16 protein-coding genes and 1 pseudogene are annotated in these 18,759 nt (G+C 37.0%); 2 read left to right on the forward strand and 15 right to left on the reverse strand.

Annotation, left to right across the window (positions count from 1 at the left end):
* Positions 1–4 precede the first annotated feature (4 nt).
* Complete coding sequence (locus tag DBK98_RS16720) at positions 5–1,258, reverse strand: Nramp family divalent metal transporter (RefSeq protein WP_005806476.1); 1,254 nt, start codon at positions 1,256–1,258, stop codon at positions 5–7.
* A gap of 142 nt (positions 1,259–1,400) precedes the next feature.
* Between DBK98_RS16720 and DBK98_RS16725 the strand changes: the two genes are divergently transcribed.
* Positions 1,401–1,793, forward strand: a complete 393-nt coding sequence (locus DBK98_RS16725) for a hypothetical protein (RefSeq protein WP_005778111.1) — start codon at positions 1,401–1,403, stop codon at positions 1,791–1,793.
* Positions 1,794–1,916: 123 nt separating this feature from the next.
* A complete protein-coding gene (locus DBK98_RS16730; RefSeq protein ID WP_033572490.1) occupies positions 1,917–3,599 on the forward strand; it encodes an IS1182 family transposase in 1,683 nt (560 codons plus the stop codon).
* 78 nt (positions 3,600–3,677) lie between these two features.
* Here the strand turns inward: DBK98_RS16730 and DBK98_RS16735 are convergent, their stop codons facing one another.
* The 14 genes and pseudogenes from DBK98_RS16735 to DBK98_RS16800 form a co-directional block, all read right to left on the reverse strand.
* Positions 3,678–3,923 (reverse strand): TIGR03905 family TSCPD domain-containing protein, encoded by a 246-nt coding sequence (locus tag DBK98_RS16735; protein ID WP_005778113.1) that lies wholly within the window; start codon positions 3,921–3,923, stop codon positions 3,678–3,680.
* Positions 3,923–4,660 (reverse strand): YebC/PmpR family DNA-binding transcriptional regulator, encoded by a 738-nt coding sequence (locus DBK98_RS16740; protein ID WP_005778114.1) that lies wholly within the window; start codon positions 4,658–4,660, stop codon positions 3,923–3,925. The genes DBK98_RS16735 and DBK98_RS16740 overlap by 1 nt, the downstream gene beginning before the upstream one ends.
* 98 nt (positions 4,661–4,758) lie before the next feature.
* On the reverse strand, positions 4,759–7,221 hold the full coding sequence (pheT, locus tag DBK98_RS16745; protein ID WP_032536618.1) for a phenylalanine--tRNA ligase subunit beta: 2,463 nt from the start codon (positions 7,219–7,221) through the stop codon (positions 4,759–4,761).
* A 150-nt stretch (positions 7,222–7,371) separates the two neighbouring features.
* Positions 7,372–8,325 carry a glycosyltransferase family 4 protein gene (locus tag DBK98_RS16750; protein WP_005806487.1) on the reverse strand — a complete coding sequence of 318 codons (954 nt, stop codon included), beginning with the start codon at positions 8,323–8,325 and terminating at the stop codon, positions 7,372–7,374.
* Between the two features lie 126 nt (positions 8,326–8,451).
* A pseudogene (locus DBK98_RS16755) lies at positions 8,452–9,347 on the reverse strand (NAD-dependent epimerase/dehydratase family protein).
* A gap of 8 nt (positions 9,348–9,355) precedes the next feature.
* The gene (locus DBK98_RS16760) at positions 9,356–10,108 is read right to left on the reverse strand and encodes a glycosyltransferase family 2 protein (protein ID WP_005806493.1); all 753 of its coding nucleotides are present in this window, start codon (positions 10,106–10,108) and stop codon (positions 9,356–9,358) included.
* Positions 10,105–10,812 carry a glycosyltransferase family 2 protein gene (locus DBK98_RS16765; protein WP_005806496.1) on the reverse strand — a complete coding sequence of 236 codons (708 nt, stop codon included), beginning with the start codon at positions 10,810–10,812 and terminating at the stop codon, positions 10,105–10,107. Before DBK98_RS16765 ends, DBK98_RS16760 begins: the two co-directional genes overlap by 4 nt.
* Positions 10,809–12,104, reverse strand: coding sequence for an O-antigen polymerase (locus tag DBK98_RS16770; protein WP_022010999.1), 1,296 nt, complete (start codon positions 12,102–12,104; stop codon positions 10,809–10,811). Before DBK98_RS16770 ends, DBK98_RS16765 begins: the two co-directional genes overlap by 4 nt.
* On the reverse strand, positions 12,091–12,888 hold the full coding sequence (locus DBK98_RS16775; protein WP_005806501.1) for a glycosyltransferase family A protein: 798 nt from the start codon (positions 12,886–12,888) through the stop codon (positions 12,091–12,093). The genes DBK98_RS16770 and DBK98_RS16775 overlap by 14 nt, the downstream gene beginning before the upstream one ends.
* A 3-nt stretch (positions 12,889–12,891) precedes the next feature.
* Positions 12,892–13,779 carry a glycosyltransferase family 2 protein gene (locus DBK98_RS16780; RefSeq protein WP_234072773.1) on the reverse strand — a complete coding sequence of 296 codons (888 nt, stop codon included), beginning with the start codon at positions 13,777–13,779 and terminating at the stop codon, positions 12,892–12,894.
* Between the two features lie 30 nt (positions 13,780–13,809).
* On the reverse strand, positions 13,810–14,793 hold the full coding sequence (locus tag DBK98_RS16785; RefSeq protein ID WP_032536608.1) for a hypothetical protein: 984 nt from the start codon (positions 14,791–14,793) through the stop codon (positions 13,810–13,812).
* 1 nt (position 14,794) lies between these two features.
* Positions 14,795–15,631, reverse strand: coding sequence for a glycosyltransferase (locus DBK98_RS16790; RefSeq protein WP_005806505.1), 837 nt, complete (start codon positions 15,629–15,631; stop codon positions 14,795–14,797).
* Positions 15,624–16,967: a lipopolysaccharide biosynthesis protein gene (locus DBK98_RS16795; RefSeq protein ID WP_005806507.1), complete on the reverse strand. Its 1,344-nt coding sequence runs from the start codon at positions 16,965–16,967 to the stop codon at positions 15,624–15,626. The genes DBK98_RS16790 and DBK98_RS16795 overlap by 8 nt, the downstream gene beginning before the upstream one ends.
* Before the next feature lie 105 nt (positions 16,968–17,072).
* Positions 17,073–18,734 (reverse strand): thiamine pyrophosphate-binding protein, encoded by a 1,662-nt coding sequence (locus DBK98_RS16800; protein WP_234072775.1) that lies wholly within the window; start codon positions 18,732–18,734, stop codon positions 17,073–17,075.
* Positions 18,735–18,759: the final 25 nt, after the last annotated feature.

An 18,759-nucleotide genomic window follows, 5' to 3' on the forward strand; every position in this document is an offset into this window, starting at 1 on the left:
TATTTTATGAGAACAACAACATGATATTCAATACAGTCACTATCGCAGCAATGGCATAAAGCACAAACGTGCTCCATCTGCTGTTTACATAATCTCCCATCACCTTACGCGAAGAGGTCAGACCTACCTGTAAGAAAACGGTAAACGGAAGCTGGATACTCAGCACCATCTGGGAAATGATCAACCCCTTAAACGGATCACCGATAAAGAAGATCAACAGCAACGCAATGCCCAACGATAAAATGACTCCTACCTGAGAGTGGCTGTCCTTGATGTGATAAGATTCACCAAAAATACCGGCAAAAATAGATCCGGCTGCCATCCCGCTGGTGATTGTAGACGAGATACCTGCCATAAGTAATGCCAGAGCAAAAACAATGGCTGCATTGCTACCAAGCAAGGGTTCAAGCAATGACTTTGCCTGTTGCAATTCTTCCACCTGGATACCGCTTTTAAAGAAAGTAGCGGCTGCCAGCAGAATCATAGCACTGTTGATGGCCCATCCCACAATCATGGAAAAGAGGGTATCAAACAGTTCATACTTTAATACCTTTTTTATAGATGCATCATCTTGCTTGTTATATTCGTGGCTTTGAATCACCTCCGAATGGAGGAAAAGATTATGAGGCATCACCACCGCTCCCAATACACTCATAATGATAAGCATACTTCCTTTGGGTATAGACGGTGTCACCCAACCTTCGATTGCCATAGGCCAGTCAATGTCTACCAGAAAAAGTTCATAAATGAACGACAGCCCGATCACCGATACAAAAGCGATAATAGAGCGTTCGATTTTCTTATATGAATTTGTAAAAAGCATAATGGATACAAAAACAGTTGTCAGCACCGCTCCCCAGATAATGGGAATATCAAGCAGCATCTCCAGAGCGATAGCCCCTCCCAGTATTTCGGCCAGCGATGTGGAGATGGAAGCGAGTACGGCTGTACCCAGAATAGGGCGTGATACCCACTTAGGAGTATACTGTGTGGCAGCCTCCGAAAGGCAAAGTCCGGTCACAATCCCCAAGTGGGCAACATTATGCTGCAATACGATCAGCATGATGGTGGACAGCGTGACCACCCACAACAGTGAGTAACCAAATTCTGAACCTGCTGCAAAATTAGAAGCCCAGTTGCCCGGATCAATAAAACCTACAGTAACCAATAAACCGGGACCAATATATCTGAAGACGTCCAAACCTCCCAGATAGCGTTTGTGGTCTTTACTTCTCAAATCTTTAAAAATATTTTTCATAAGGATGTCATGTCTCTTGTTTTTCCTCTAATTTACAGAATGTATCTACAAAGATAGCTATTAATAACAAGCAAGAACCTTGTTCGGTTCACTTTTAACAACTATCTTTGTTCCATATTCACACATTAAAAAGATTAAGCAAATGAAAAAAATCATTCTCGGAGCTTGCGCTGTTCTTTTCACGCTGGCTTCTTGCCAACAAGCTAAACAAAAGGTTTTCGAACTGGCTTCTGAACAAGTAAACAAACAGTGCCCTATCACTGTAGATGAAATGACAAGAATGGACAGTACCACTTATTCGGGCAAAGACAATACATTTACCTATTTCTATACCCTGAGCGGACAGGCTGACGATCCTACCATGTCGGAACAATTAAAGAAATCACTTGAAGAAACGCTCCCGGAAACTATAAAGAACACTGAAGAGATGAAAGTGTACAGAGAATCAGATGTGACGATTAAATATATTTATCTGTCAGGTAAAACGCAAGAAGAGCTGATGCAGGTAACAGTTACTCCCGAGATGTATAAATAAGAAGCTGTATTCTATTTAAAAATAAGAGGGTGTCCGAAAAGGGTACCCTCTTTTTTTATGTAAAAGTCCGAACTTTCCCAAGCTCGGACTTTTTAATTTGCTCTAAAATGTTTATCTTAGAGCATGTTAATCGATAGTGCAAATATACAATTTAAGGAGTATTCTCAAGGTATGGATTCCTTATTTCCTTGCCGTCTTGATGAAAATATTTCTTCGGATGCTCCGGTCCGGCTTGTCAACCAGATTGTTGATAAGCTTGACATCAGTCCGTTGTTATCTACTTATAAGGGTGGTGGTTGTCCTGCTTATTATCCCCGCATGCTTTTGAAAGTGTTGTTCTTCGCCTACCTGAACAATGTGTACTCTTGTCGTAAGATAGCACGTCTACTTCAGGAGAACATCCTTTACATGTGGCTTTCGGGCAAGTCCACTCCCGACTTCCGTACCATCAATGATTTCCGCAGCAAGCGTTTGAAGAGTTGTATCCACAGTTTGTTCACTCAGATTGTGCTCATGCTTGTTGAGTTGGGATATATCAGCCTGGAAAAACAATATATCGACGGGACCAAGATGGAGTCGGCAGCCAACCGTTATACTTTCGTCTGGCGCAAAAGTGTGGAAAAGTATAAGGATCGTCTGGAAAATAAGATTCAATGTATACTTTCTCAAATTGATGAGGGTATTCTCGGTGACAACACCGCTCCTGGAGAATCAACTCTTCCTATTGACAGCCATGCTCTGAAAGAAAAAATAGATGCCATTAATCTGGAGAACCGCAATAAACGTGAACTTCGTCAGATTAAAAAGCTTAATGAGGAGTACTTACCTAAGCTGCAGGAATATGAGAAACACTTGGAAATAATGGGGGAAAGAAACAGCTATTCCAAAACAGATCCTGATGCGACTTTTATGCGCATGAAAGAAGACCACATGAGGAACGGTCAGCTTAAACCGGGATATAATCTACAGATATCCACGGAAAACCAGTTCATAACAAACTATGCTTTCTATCACAATCCGGGTGATACGTTGACGTTGATTTCATTTCTATTGTATGGCCGGATGAGATACTGCCGGTTCATGAAAGAGGTTTGTGCGGATGCCGGATATGGAAGTGAGGAAAATTATGAGTTTATGGAACGCTTCGGTATAAGCGCTTATGTGAAATATAATTATTTTCATATGGAACAAACAAAAAAATGGAAATGTGACATCTCCAAACAAGATAATTTGTATTATAACGAACCGGAAGATTACTTTGTATGTCCGATGGGACAGTATATGAAATTTGCCTACACGATAAAGGCTGTCAATGATAATGGATATGAAAGTGAAATAAGTGTTTACCGTGCTAAGAACTGTCAGGGATGTCCCCTACAAAATAAATGTCACAAAGGGAGAGGAAACAGGGAGATCAAGGTGAATCATAAATTAAGGCGGTACAAGCAACTGGCACGTGAGAAACTCACTTCATCAAAAGGGCTTGAACATAGGAGCAAAAGACCGGTGGAGGTGGAAGCGGTCTTCGGGCAAATAAAATGGAATAAAGAGTACAAGAGGTTCAGGCATAAAGGCTTGGAGAAGATTGTCATGGACTTTGGAATATTGGCTATTGCATTTAACATCGGAAAAATGATCTGCAAGCAGAAAAAGGCTAAGAAAGGGAGGGATGGAAAGGATTATAAGACTGATAAAGGGAGAAAATTGAGTTTCATGAGGGGCATTTTTATAAGTTGTTGGATAAATCACAAAAAAAGAAAAAAGTTAGAGGGTACCCTTTTCGGACACCCTCTTATTTTTAAATAGAGCCTTTAAATGGTGCAAACAGAAGCTACGTTCGTAGTTGACAAAGGCTCTGTTTACCCCGAATACAGACTTTGTTTTTTAGAAACCCATCTCGTGCAAAGCACGGCATAGTTGGTCGGGACATGAAGTAGAACGAGTCCCGCAACGGACCCCTTCAAGTCTCGTGATCACCTCTGACACAGGCATTCCCGTCACCAAACGTGAAATGCCCTGCAGGTTGCCGTTACATCCACCCCAAAAAGCAATTTCCTTCACGATGCCATTCTCAACATCCAGTTCAATGTTCGTGCTGCAAGTGCCCTTGGTTTTATAAACGTATTTCATTATTCTTCGCCTTCGTCCTCAGCAGGTTTCATGTTTGTGTACACATTCTGTACATCTTCATCTTCTTCCAGACGCTCTACCATCTTATCGATCGTGGCACGTTGTTCCGGAGTCAGGTCCTTTTCATCATTCGGAATACGGGTAAACTCAGCACCCTTCACTTCGAAACCATTCTCTTCAAGATATTTCTGAATCTGGGCAAATGACTTCGGATCACCGTAAAGTGTGATTTCATCACCATCTTCATCATATTCTTCTTCTACTCCGTAATCAATCAGTTCCAGAATCAGATCATCCATGTCCACACCTTCTTTCTTTGTGATAGTGAACATTGACTTCCAGCTGAACATAAAATCAAGGCTACCCGAAGTACCCAATGTTCCGCCAAACTTATTGAAGACACTGCGAACGTTAGCCACAGTACGGGTCGTATTGTCTGTAGCAGTTTCTACAAATACTGCAATACCAAACGGACCGTAACCTTCATAATTCATCTCTTTGTAGTCCTTTTGGTCCTTGCCCATTGCATTCTTGATAGCGCGTTCCACGTTATCCTTCGGCATGTTCTCACGTTTGGCAGTGGCAACTACTGCACGCAGATGCGGGTTGTTTTCAGGATCGGGACCACCGGCTTTTACAGCGATAGCAATTTGTTTACCGATTCTCGTAAATGTACGGGCCATGTTGCCCCATCTTTTCAGCTTGGTAGCTTTTCTATATTCGAACGCTCTTCCCATTGGTTTAAAATATTTGCCTCACCCCGCCTCCCCTATCCCGATAGAAAAAGCGAGCGTGAGTTTTATTAATTATTTAATTGTTATTTTTATGTTCCGTATTATCTGAGCTTTGCTCCCAGTTTATCTTCAAGGTTCTTCACCAGTTTCGACATGATTTTATCAATCATTTTATCGTTCAGAGTCTGACTCTCGTCCTGAAGCAGGAAGCTGACAGCATACGATTTCTTACCGGCTTCAAGATTCTTGCCTTCATAAACATCGAATAAAGAAACTTCTTTCAGAAGCTTTTTCTCCGTTTCATAAGCTATCTTCTCGATCTCGGCAAACTGTACTTTCTTATCCAGTAACAGAGCCAAGTCACGTTTTACGGCCGGGAACTTAGAGATCTCTTTATAGCTTACTTTCACTGAACGGATGGCTTTCATCAACTCTTTCCAGTTCAGCTCTGCATAATAAACTTCATTATCGATATCAAAAGCTTTCAGCAGTTTCCTGGTAATTACACCGAACGTAGCCAGTCTCTTGCCACCTTTTGTGTTCACAGTCAAGGCTGTAGAATAAATATCGTCACTCAGGTTACCCACCACCAGTGTATGCAATTCCAGTCCCAAACGTTTGAGAATATTCTCTACGTAAGCTTTCAGTTCATACACAGAACTGTTTTCATCTGCATGTGCCCAAGAGTTTGATACCATCTTACCGGTTACCCACAAGCCCAAATGGTAGTCTTCTGAATAAGGAGCCAATACCTTTTCCGGATTCTTCTTTTCTGCATCAAAGTGATAACAGTTACCGAATTCAAAGAATTTCAAGTCGGCATTCTTACGGTTTGCATTGTGAGCAATGCTTTCCAAGCCACCGAACAACAATGTCTGACGCATACAATTCAAGTCTGCACTCAAAGGATTCAACAGCATCACCAGATTCTTGGCAGCATAAGTTTCCACACCATCGTAATAGGCTGCCCGAGTCAAAGAGTTATTCAGTATTTCGTTGAAACCGCAACCAACCAGTTGTTCGGCTACCAGATTCTGTAACTTATTCGACTTGTCACAATCTCCTTTAGTAGTCAGACTCGACTTCAAAGTCGATGGAATTTCCACATTATTGTATCCGTAGATACGCAGGATATCTTCGATTACATCACAATCACGCTGTACATCTACCCGATAAGGAGGTACTGCCAATGTCAGTCCTTCGGCTGTCTCGTTCATGATTTTCATTTCAAGACTGGCAACAATGCTCTTAATCGTCTCTACCGGAATCACTTTACCAATCAGGCTGTGTACCTTTTCGTAAGTCAACTCGACAATAAAATCCTGTGCAGGAGCAGCACAGATATCTTTAATCTCCGAAGAAATGGTACCTCCGGCGAGTTCTTTCACCATCATGGCTGCCAGTTTCAGACAGTAGATAGTGATATTCGGATCAATACCTCTTTCGAAACGGAAAGAAGCATCTGTATTCAGACCATGGCGACGGGCAGTCTTACGTACCCATGTCGGATGAAAATAAGCACTTTCGATAAACACATCCGTTGTGGCCTCTGTAGAACCGGAATCAAGACCTCCGAAAACACCTGCAATACACATGGCGTCTTCTTTGTTGCAAATCATCAGGTCACGTTCATTCAACTTACGTTCTACTCCGTCCAGTGTAACAAACGGTGTACCCTCCGGCATTGTTTTCACAATCACTTCGCCACCTTTTATTTTGTCCGCATCAAAGCAGTGAAGCGGCTGCCCGAAAGCATGAACAATGTAGTTAGTAATATCCACTACATTATTAATAGGCCGCAATCCGATGATACGCAACTTATTCTGCAACCATTCCGGGCTCTCTTTTACTGTAACGCCCTTCACAGTAACGCCTGCATAACGAGGACATGCTTCACTGTTTTCCACAGTTACCTTGATATCCAGATCATGATTTTCGACAGCAAAAGCATCGACAGACGGCTTGGTTAATACAGCTTGTTTACCATTCTGTATCAGATAAGCATACAAGTCACGCGCCACTCCATAGTGTGAACAAGCATCCGCACGGTTCGGAGTAATATCTACTTCAAGTACATAGTCGCTCTTTACATTATAATAATCTTTGGCAAGTGTTCCCGGCACTGCGTCTTCTGGCAATACAATGATGCCGTCATGTGATGTTCCGATACCAATTTCGTCCTCAGCACAAATCATACCAATAGACTCTACACCACGAATCTTCGACTTCTTGATCGTAAAACATTCGTCACCATCATAAAGCTTCGTGCCCAGAGTGGCAACAACTACTTTTTGTCCGGCAGCGACATTAGGTGCTCCGCACACAATCTGAGTAGGTTCGCCGTTACCCAAATTTACGGTTGTGATGTGTAAATGGTCTGAATTCGGATGTTCAACGCAAGTCAGCACTTCGCCAATCACGAGGCCTTCCAGTCCGCCTTTAATCGTTTGAACTTCTTCCACTCCACCTGTTTCCAGTCCGATAGAAGTCAGCGCAGCCGCCACTTCATCGGGCGTCAGATCGAAATTGACATACTCTTTCAGCCAATTATAAGAGATATTCATATCATTAAGTTTTTTATGTTTTCAAAAGTGACCCGCAAAGTTAATAAGATTTTTTGGTTGACAGGGAATGAATGCTTATAAAAAAACTCCCGGTCACCTTTAAAAAAGGATGACCGGGAGGCTTTTTTCATCAGACTTGCCACCGAAGCATCATTCTGTCATCTGATGCAGGTGGAAATATTTCTTCATAAACAAGACATACACTACACTTAATACGATGATTGCTCCCATCAAATAGCAATAACCATTGCCGGGAATTAACAGATAGCCAACTATAATTACAGCTTGTGACATCATATAAATCAATGAGACCACCACATGTGGAATTTTCAATTCATTTGCCATCAACTGGTATAGATGCTTGCGATGCGGCAAACCAATATTTTCATGTAACATAAGCCGATGAATAATAGTCAGTACACTGTCTACTCCATACACCGCAAGCAAAACGATCCAACTGAAATTCTCTGTCCGAATTATTAGTTTGCCTACCAAAAAAAGAACAACGAAAGCAATACTGACCGATCCGACATCTCCGGCAAAGCATTTTGCTTTCTTGCGAAAATTGAAAAAATTAAACACCAACACCGCACAAAGCATAGTGTATATAAGATCCCCTTCCACAAAACGAACCATTTGCATATTGACAAAGGCTAAAGCAAGTAATACAATTAAAGAATAACCTCCTGTTATGCCATTAATCCCGTCCATAAAGTTATAAGCATTAATAATTCCCGTACAAACAATCAGGGCAACAAAGACCGTCCACCAAGGCAAACTGAACAATCCCCATTGATAGAACATTAAAGCCATTGCCGTAAAATGAAAGACTAAACGCAATCCTTGCGAGGTAGAACGGATATCATCCACAAAACTGATAAAAGTAATCAAGGTCAAGGCCAATATGAACCAGGGATATTCAAAATGGTTTGTCAGAAAATAAACCAACGCCCCCAAATAAAAGATAATTCCCCCACCCCGCAGCGTGATCCGGGTGTGCGAACTACGCTCGTTAGGTTTATCGATAATGTTACATTTATCAGCGATACGAAAATAAAGAAGTTCTACTAAGAATAGCAGAACTAAAATCATCAAATAATACATAAATTATTCATTCTTGTCTATTAAATGAAACCAAAACTGAAGCCCTAAAAAGCCTAAAGCTGCCAATCCCATCAAAAGCCCTATTATCGAAAGAAGAATATTCACCACACTTTCTTCTATCCTATTCTATTCTATTCGAAAATTCTCTAAAACATTCATAGGTTTCCATCCAAGTTCTCGTACTGCCTTTTCATTACTAAAGGTCAAAGAGCTTGTGATTTTGCGAAGTTTCAAAGAATTAATCGGAGCTTTTGCTCCCAGACAGTCGCCCATTACAGCCATACTTTTAGCCAACCAATAAGGAATAGATATTGGTGTTTTTTTATTCAATTGCTTACATATCACCATCTCCAACTCACGAAAACTCGGCTGGTAACTGTCACAAACATTATATATTCCACCCTTTTCTATTAACATAGGAAGAAGATTTGCAATATCCTGAACCATCAGAACACTCTTTCTTGCTTTTCCTCCTGCAATACTCAGATACTTATTAGTTTTAATCCCATGAATCATCGCTCCTAAATTTCCCGGAGGATTAGGTCCGGCAATCAATGAAGGACGGAGTATACTTAACTTTACATTATACATAGCACACCATCCTTCCAGGTATTTCTCAGCCTTAATCTTACTCAAAGCATAAGGAGTCGTTCCATTTAAAGGATGCTCTTCCGTGATATTCTCACCCGAATCACAACCATAAACAGCAACGGTACTTATAAAAATAAAAGCTTTAGGAATACCACTATTCTCTAAAGCAGTGCATAAATTCTTAGTACCTTGAAGATTTACATCAAAAAAGGCTTGTTTTTCCTGTTCATTTTCAGGTATCGTATGAGCTTTTCCTGCAGCATGGAGTACAACATCGTACTTGATGTCCAGTTTAGGAATATCCGACACTAAATTTATAGTATAATTATCCAGAAGAGTTAAGCCAATAGTTTCTAAGTTGTACTTTTCTTTTAGTAAAGGATAGATATTGTGCCCAAAAAACCGGAAGCGCCAGTAAAAAGAAGATTCATTGATTATATTATTGAAAATATTGCTTGATTTTGGGTAATAAACGATATAAAGGATATAGCATACTCACTTTTATCCCGTTCTTTTTAAAAGCATTTATGCATTCAAGATTTCCTTTTCTAATATTAGATAGATTCTTACTTGTAGTTCCCCCTAATCGCATCCTGACTAAAGGTTCAGGAAGATAATATAATTTGATATGCTCTTTATCAATCAAACGAAGCATCAACTCAAAATCTGCTGCGAACTTAAAATCTAAATCGAACAACCCATATCTCTGATATACTTCTCTCTTCACATAAAATGTAGGATGAGCTGGATGCCACCCTTTACTGAAAGGACGTTGGCTTCCTGATTTCCAATACCGAACTATTTTAGATATATCGTTTTGAGCAACATAATATAAATCAGCATAAACAGCATCAATAGAATTATCTGATTCAAAGCATTTTATCACTTTTTCTATTGCATTAGGATCAGATATTAAATCATCAGAATTAATAATCCCAATCACATCTCCTGTTGCCATTTGAAAACCTTTATTCATCGCATCATACAAGCCATCGTCTTTTTCACTAACCCACTTCAGACGTCCATTAAACAATGGTTCATACTCTTTTATAATCGCCACTGTGTTATCTTTCGAAAAACCATCTATTATTATGTACTCTATAGCTTGATGAGTTTGTGATAATACAGAAGTTATAGTATCACGTAGTGTCTGTGCGCTATTGTAAGTTACTGTAACTAAAGAGAAACTCATTTATTCAAATATTTTCGTTTTAATAAATAAAAAAGCATACACAACCGATACTTTATCTTATACATTAATGAGTATTTACTTCCTTCCCCTCCAAAACTAACATTTGAGCCATGTCTTCGATATAGTATTAGTTGGCGAGGCAGAAAAAAAGAGTTACTATGCATTTCAACAGATAATCCTATCCATATATCATGCATCGCTATATTTCTAGGAAAAGGTAATATATAACCTAATACTTCTTTTCTAAATGCCATACAGCACCCCAAATAAGTGTTCTTAATTAAATTCTTCCAAAAACCTTTTCCTGACAAACGCCCCATAAAAAAAGACTGAGAAATTACATTCAATTCCGCATCCACCACCTTACAATCCGACACAACCAAATCATATTGAAGCAAATATTGCAGCATACTTTCTACTTTATCGGGAAGCCAAACATCATCTTGATCACATAAAAATATATAATCGCCTTTTGCATATTTTAAGGCATTTTCAAAGTTTTGGATAGGAGAAAAGAAATTATTACCGACTAAAAGCCTTATTCGAGGGTCATTGAAGGTTCGAATCAAGTCTACTGTACTGTCGCCAGAACCATCATCAGAAATAATAACTTCATCATTGGAATGCAATTGCATTAGTACTGATTCTAATTGTTCTTCAATATATTTCTCTCCATTATAGGTAGCCATACAAACTGTTATCATCGTTTTAGCAATATTTTATTACATATATATATTACCCATACCAACATCGTATTGAACGCATTAAAAAAACACCCCATCAATATACAAAAGACAACTACCCCCCATGAGATTATGTATTCCGGACAATTCTTTTTCTCATACCTTTCGAATAACATAACAGCAATCATTCCATATAAACAATTAAGAACAACAACCCCTGCATATCCAAAATCAAGATATGGATCTGCGATATAAGTAGATAAATTTTGTTGTGTTTGAAACTCTGCGACATTATCCAATGGTTCACTTATATTCAATAGTTTAACTATTGGCTTTAATGAATTTCTACCATTAGAAGAGTAATTCAATACTTCTTTTTGTTGTATTACATCATTCATCTTATAGAAATTAACAGAAGAATATGATATTAGATAAGATTCTAAAATAGATGTTTCATATTGGGTATTTCCTATTCTCCTAAGCACTTTATTTATTCCATCAAAAGTACTTCCAGACCTCACATTACCCATAATAATGAATAAACTGATAAACAAAAAAATTATACTAATAAACTTTGGGGCACTTAATTTTGTATAAAATTCTAAATATATCAATCCTGTTATTATAAACATCAAAAGAGAAGTACGACCAAAATTATTAACAAATACAAACAGCAAAAAAGAAACAATACAATTTCTAATTCGTGTCTGTATAATTCCCTCTTTCGCTAAGATGAGAGACCAATAGAATAATATAGGAGTCAATAAAACAAATGTATGTAAAACGGAGTTAGATTCACCAACTTCTCCATAAATATCTAAACTTTGTCCTATCACAAAGATAGGTATGTAACCAACATTTTTGATCTCATAAATAAAACAAGAAAAAGTTAGTACACATAGAATGTAATAAAAGATTCTTTTTGTCCTGTTTGTAAAAACCGGGAAAGTAATAATGTGTATTTGAGGCAAACAAAATACACCTACAAAATAAGCTGCTACACCACATAATATTATCAAGAGCAACTCATTCGAGAAGCGAATATTCTCTGATAGTGGTAATACACTATATGCAAATAGTCCTACAAAAACAAGATATACAGAAGATGGGTTTACTATTCTTTTAAATCGAAAAAAAGAAATAAGCATAAAAAGTAATACTACATCTATGATTGCAATAAAAAGCCAAATAGAATCTGTTTTTATTCCCCAATTTGAATATCTGGAAAATAATAATAGATCTGATACAATTAATAGGCTTAGAAAAATAAAAGAAAAAACCAGATTACGAGTTTTTACTTTAAAAAAGATCATATAAAAAACGTATTGGTCTAAATAATAACTTACCTAACTTATATTCATAAGATTTTGCAATCAAATAATACTCAAATGAATACTTCGGATTAAAGAAAACGGTAGAAAATAAGTGTTTATGATTCTCGTATATAGTTTTACGTAATAATGAATAATAATCTTCAGAAATACTTTTATTTCTAGAATAGCCTCTGATTCTATAGTAAAAAATAGCCTGCTTTGCACAAACAACTTCACCACCAAACTCTAACATAGACAACCAAAAATCCCAGTCCTCTAAGCCCTTTGCCATATTTTCGTTAAAACCTTCCGTTTTTTCAAAATCAACTTTACGGAACATAGACGTAATCACAAATAGATTTCGCCCCATTAACTTTTCTAAAGAGTAATCAGTTGATGGTATCACACGATGGATTTTACCAAATTGCACAACAGTACTTGTTACCACCTTCACAGATTGTTCTTCATCCAAAATAGGATACATACATTCCAAAAAATTACGAGATATTTTATCATCACCATCAAGGCATAAGATGTACTCTCCTTGTGCCATTGCTATACCTCTATTTCTGGCTATACATACTCCTTGATTTTTTTGACATATATAATGAAAACGAGGGTCCTTTTCCACATAGGATAAAGCCACGTTTTCAGAATTATCAATCGAACCATCATTTATGATAATACATTCCCAATCAGAAAAGGTTTGCATTACTACAGAATCTAATGTTTCAGCCAAATATTTTCCTTGATTAAAACAAGGAATAATCACTGATATCTTCATATATCAAATAAAATTATTAATATCTATTTCGTTAAAACGCTTATTTCTCAACAATCTCTTTTTATGGTAATTATTTCGCACATAATCATTTAATAAGAGTCCATTTATTATAAATGACAAAAGCACACGTACTTTTATTATAGCAATTCTAATACATTTTCTTATTTTATGTCGGTTGTCCTGTATCCGAGTATTTTCATTATAAAGCAATAGAGGATTAGTAGAAGATATTCCAGTTATTGCATCAAACAAAACCAATGGTATAGGTATGTACTCAAAAGTACACCCCTTATGATATAATCTATATAACAGTTCATAATCAGCGGATATCCGATAAGAAGTATCAAATACATTTTCCTTAAGCAATTCTCCTTTCACAAGAGTAGCTGGATGAGATATAGGAAAATATGATTCAAAATCACTCAAAGCACCAGGTTTTAAAAGTAAATTTCCAAAATCAAATTTGCATATGACATCACCATATAAAACATCAGCTTTCACTTTCTTCTCATTAAAGCATCTTATACAATCTTCCAATATGTGGGTGTTCAAATAAACATCTCCTGCATTTAGAAAATGGATCCATTTTCCAGTAGACTTTACAATACCTTTATTCATAGCATCATAAATACCTTTATCTGGTTCGCTAACCCAATAGGATATTTTCTTTTCATATTTCTTGATGACCTCTATTGTTCCATCTGTGCTACCACCATCTATAATGATATATTCGATATTGGAATATGTTTGCCCAATGATACTAAGAATAGTAGCCTCAATCACAGTAGTAGCATTATAACACACTGTAATAACAGACACCAAAGGTAAATAAGTGCATTGCTCCATCAAATTATAAATTTCAAAATGGTTGTTTCTTTTCTTTACATACATCAAATAATGTTCTCTCCAAAGTCCCTTTTACTATATTTCATAGCCAGAAGTCCGAAGAATTGTTATAATATCTTTGACCCTGTTATCCCAAGAAGATATTTTTCTTGCCGTCCGATAGTTTCTATCGACTAATTTTTGAAAAGAGCTTATATTAAGTAATATATCTGAAAGTTGTTTTTTAGGATCTTCCCAATCCACATCAATTACAGGATTATAACCTATCAACTGGATCAATTCATTTGGAGCCCGACCTACTATCAGATTTCGGCTAAGCATTGCCTCCCAATATCGTTGAGTCAGAGTTTCTATATTACCAACTTTTTCCGGATGTGTATCCACTTGAGGAAAAGAAATCACTATCTTTATATTGGGTAAAGCCTTCAACAAAGCTTTTGCAGTAGGAAATGCTAGTTTAGTAGTCATTCCATTTGTATCGTATTCATTACAAAGAAAACTCGAAAAGATACCTTCTGATTTCAAATCACACAAAATCTTGTGATAATCAGCCTTTTGCCTTCCAAGCTCATAAATCTCAATGCTTCGTTCCGTCAAATCCTGACCAGGCACATAATCCAATATATCTATACCTTCAGGAAGCCAATGGACATTTATGTTTGGTAGTGTTTCTTTTATCCTTTGTGCAACTTGGCTAGAAGTCACAAAACATGTTCTACAATTTAATCTTCTTAACGAATAAATCTGCTCTTCCCAATTAAAAGGCCAACTATCCCAAAATACTGGAATTATTTCATACAATAGACTATACGGAAATGACGTATACATTAATCCACCACCCCAAGTAGAGACAATAATCGCTTTATTATTACACCGATAAAAGAAAAAATTTATCCAATGTCCCAGTTTGATCATCACAGCACTCAGTTTCAACCGCACACACACATGCAATTCATTCACAAATGGTATGTTTTGTCTGATGCAAGCTTCTACAAACTGATGCATATAGAACTGGAACTCCCCTTTTTTTCTAGAAATATTTTTAATATAAACTTTCATCTTATTTAGGTTTACTCCAAAGATCAACAATCTCCTTTTGCAAAGCAGTGTATATACTTTCTACTTTTCCATTCTGATATTCCCATTTACATACATAAGTCATCATATAATAGCTTAAGAAAGAATAAAATAAAGCTAAAGCTTGCCGTCCTTTGAACAACCCACCTCGCAAAAAAACAAAACGAAGCACAGTCCTTATTATGATTTTATTTATTAGGGATAGAGGTTCCGAAGAAGAAGCCTCTCCTTTCCAATATCTTACATTTCTTTCTATAATACTCTCAGCACTTTGATGAGTCAAATGATAATAAGCAACTTTAGGATCAGTAAAAGGAATCTGATACAAGCGGGAGGATGTAGGAGTTAAAACAGCATGTACAGAGTTGAGATTAAGATTCAATGCACTTACCCGAAAAATCTTATTCATGTGCTCTGTATACCAAGGAGAATACTTCTCACAACAACCTAGAAAATATGGTTTATACGGTACAGAGACAATATCATATTCGAAATTACAGTTATTTATAAGTTCTTTCATGTTCCGCGCCAATTTGGGATGAATCAAATCACTTGCTGTAACAATCATACACCACTCTGTTGTACAATTCTTAATAAAATATTCAATTTCATTGGAATCATATTTTTCGGTATGCTCTTTTGTTAAAACCGTCACATTAGGGTATTGTTTTGCTATTTTTACCGTATCGTCAACACTTCCTTTATCTAATAACAAGATTTCATCACACCACTGAAAACACTCCAATACATTTTTAAGGCGTTTTTCTTCATTATATACAGGTAAAAAAGCTGTTATTCCAGCTTCTCTTTGATTACTCATATAATACGTATTTTTTTTGAAATTCAGCTCTATTATTATACAATAGCCAACCCAATATTAAACCCACCAAAGCAGCTAGAGAATAAGACAACACCAATCCGCTTAATCTATAATAAAGAGTACACGGAAAGACTATTAAAAAAACAACAGCTAGATTAATTAAAGATACCCTTAAGAAAGGCTCTTTCTTAAAGCATCTAAAGTAAATAGCCCAACAGGATGTAATCTGTGTGAATACAGAGGATAATGACATTATTAGGAACAACGACATCGGAAGTAACTTAGACGCAATATGCAGTATATTAAACTGAATAAGACATAAAGCTACAATGATAAATCCCATACAACTCAAAAGTACCAATACAGCTAGTATCTTAGAAAATGATTTATCCAATTCTTTAAAATCTCGTAATGACACCAATTTAGACAAATTGGGTACTTTAGTGTATATCCAATTCATTGAAACAGATGAGACCCCGTTTATCACACTTAATGTCATTCCAAGTTGCCCAGCAGCAGCACTACCTATTGTGGCAAACAGAATCGGATTGAAAAACTGAAAAACCAAAGAACTGCTAAGCCATCCCACAGCTACCTTCCATTGAAATGGAAATATCTCTTTCTTGTAATTAATAAAATGAATAGTTACTTTCCTATATATATTCAAAAACAAAATTCTGTATCTGTAAGAAACAAAAATAAGAATAGCCACACCACCAGCTAAACTCGAACATCCTCCAACATATAGCTTCATACCTCCTATCAGTCCCACCCATAATATCAGCAAACTTACAGTTTGCTGAATAAAACGGATAAAACAAACCTCTTTCATTAAATTTAATCCTTCTAAGAAGGATAAGAAAGGATTTAAGAAGAAAGATAAAGATGTTGAAACACAAAGCAGTAACCAAGGAATTTTCCAACTAACCCCAATATTACTATTTATTGAAAAAAAGACACAGCCACCTATAAACAAAACAATCAGTAATCCTATAGCCAAATAGGAATAATATTTAACACATAATCGTAATACAGAAGCTAAACGAGAGAGATGAAACTCTTTTCCTACTAAATCATCCTTTCCTTTCCAATCTAAATGTGCTTTCTCGTGAGCAACAAACTGAGTAATAATAGAGTTAAGCCCCAATTCAAAGAATACCTGTATATACAATACACTGATAAAAGTATAATAGTATCCTTGTTCTACTAATGTTAATTTTTTTGCGATTAAATAAACCGTTAGAAAGCCCCCAAAGCCACTGAGAATCTTACTTAATGAAGAGTAAATGACAGCAGCATCTAATTGCAAAAAATTATATATATTTTTTAAAAACACTCTTTGAAATCATTTTTTAATCAATTAATAGACATAAGCGAATCCTATAAATGTAATTAAGCCTCACCTCATAAAGAATAAAGGAACAAAAGCTAAAAACATTCATCAAGCCTCTAATAGCATATTCTCCTTATATTCTTCTTCTGACAATAAAGGTAAAGGCTTGGAAATAGGCTTATCATATTCCAATTTCGGAGAAACACTAGTCAAGCCTTCTACCACACATTCAATAATACAGTTATGAGCCGCCCGTATCTCTTCCCTCAAATCAGGATCATCTAAACGGTTAACAGTCAATCTAAAATAAGGTAAACCATAAGCTGCAGAAAGAGATTTAATATCAGGCACTCTGTAGCCTCCACCAAAAGTAGTTCCACACATGCGATCACCAAAATACAAATGTTGGAATTGAGTGATCATACCTAAAGAAGCATTATTTAATACCATTACTTTAATAGGAAGATTATATTGAGAAATAAGCATCAAAGACTGGATAGCCATATGAAAACCTCCATCACCATTTATGGAAAAAACTTTTTTATTTGGATTGGCAAACGAACACCCGATGGCTACCGGTAATGAAAAGCCCATTGGGGCAAGTCCGCCACTTGTTACAAATTTTTGACCGGATTTTAACCGTAAGGTTTGAGCCGCCCACATTTGATTCTGACCTATATCCGCACATATAACATCGTCGGTTTGAGTCAAAGAATCAAAATACTGCATGAAGCGATATGGAGATTTGTTTTCAACAAAACGCTCTATTTCTTCATCCTGACCATATCGTTGCTTGAGCCCATGCAGGAAAAAATTCCACTCTGAAATGTCCCCTAAAGAAACCGGCATTTCTTTTTCTTTCTGTAGAAAGCAATCAATGGTACAATTCACTTTTTTACGATTCAATAAACGATGATATTCCAGTTCGTTGTCATCAATATCAACATGAATGATGTGCCCATTTGATAAAAATTGATCCAACTGGGCACCGGTCTGTCGAGTATCCAATCTGGTTCCTAATGCAATCAGCAAATCGGCATTGGCAACGCCCATGTTAGCACAACGGTTGCCATAACTGCCTATCATCCCAATATAATTATCGTATGTTTCATCAATAGCCCCTCTACCCATTAAAGAAGTAATAACCGGGAAATGGTGCCGTCTTATGAAATCATTCAGCAAAAACATATCCGAATTGCAACATCCTGCCCCTAAAAGCAACATGGGACGATGGGACGACTCCATTAATAACCTGATTTCCTCCCAGGCTATCAAAGGATTATTTAAAATACTCTCACCGGAATATCCGATCAATGTTTCCGGATTAATTTCCTCCCGTTGGATATCCATTGGCAGATCCAGCAGTACAGGCCCTTTTCTACCCGACAAAGCAATATATAAGGCTTTATCCAGTTCATATTTAATATCTTCAGCCTTATCTATCAATTTGGCATATTTAGTGACCGGCTTAACCATACTTACAATATCCGTCTCCTGAAAACCTTGCTGACGGACAGGCTTATCATATTTGTATTCATATGTATTTACCTGGCCCGTTATATAAAGAACCGGAATAGAGTCAAAATATGCGTCAGCAATACCCGTCATCATATTAGTAGCTCCAGGACCACTGGTCGAAATAGCAACTCCAAAAAGTCCGGATTCTTTCGCAAAGCCTTCTGCAGCGATAGCAGCGGTCTGTTCGTGGTAAGTTTGAATAAATTGCATATTCGGATTCTGAGAAACAGAATCGACCAGATGGGTGATCATTCCACCTATATATCCGAATATGCAT

This window comes from Bacteroides sp. PHL 2737 (assembly GCF_004115325.2).
GTDB lineage: Bacteria > Bacteroidota > Bacteroidia > Bacteroidales > Bacteroidaceae > Bacteroides > Bacteroides hominis.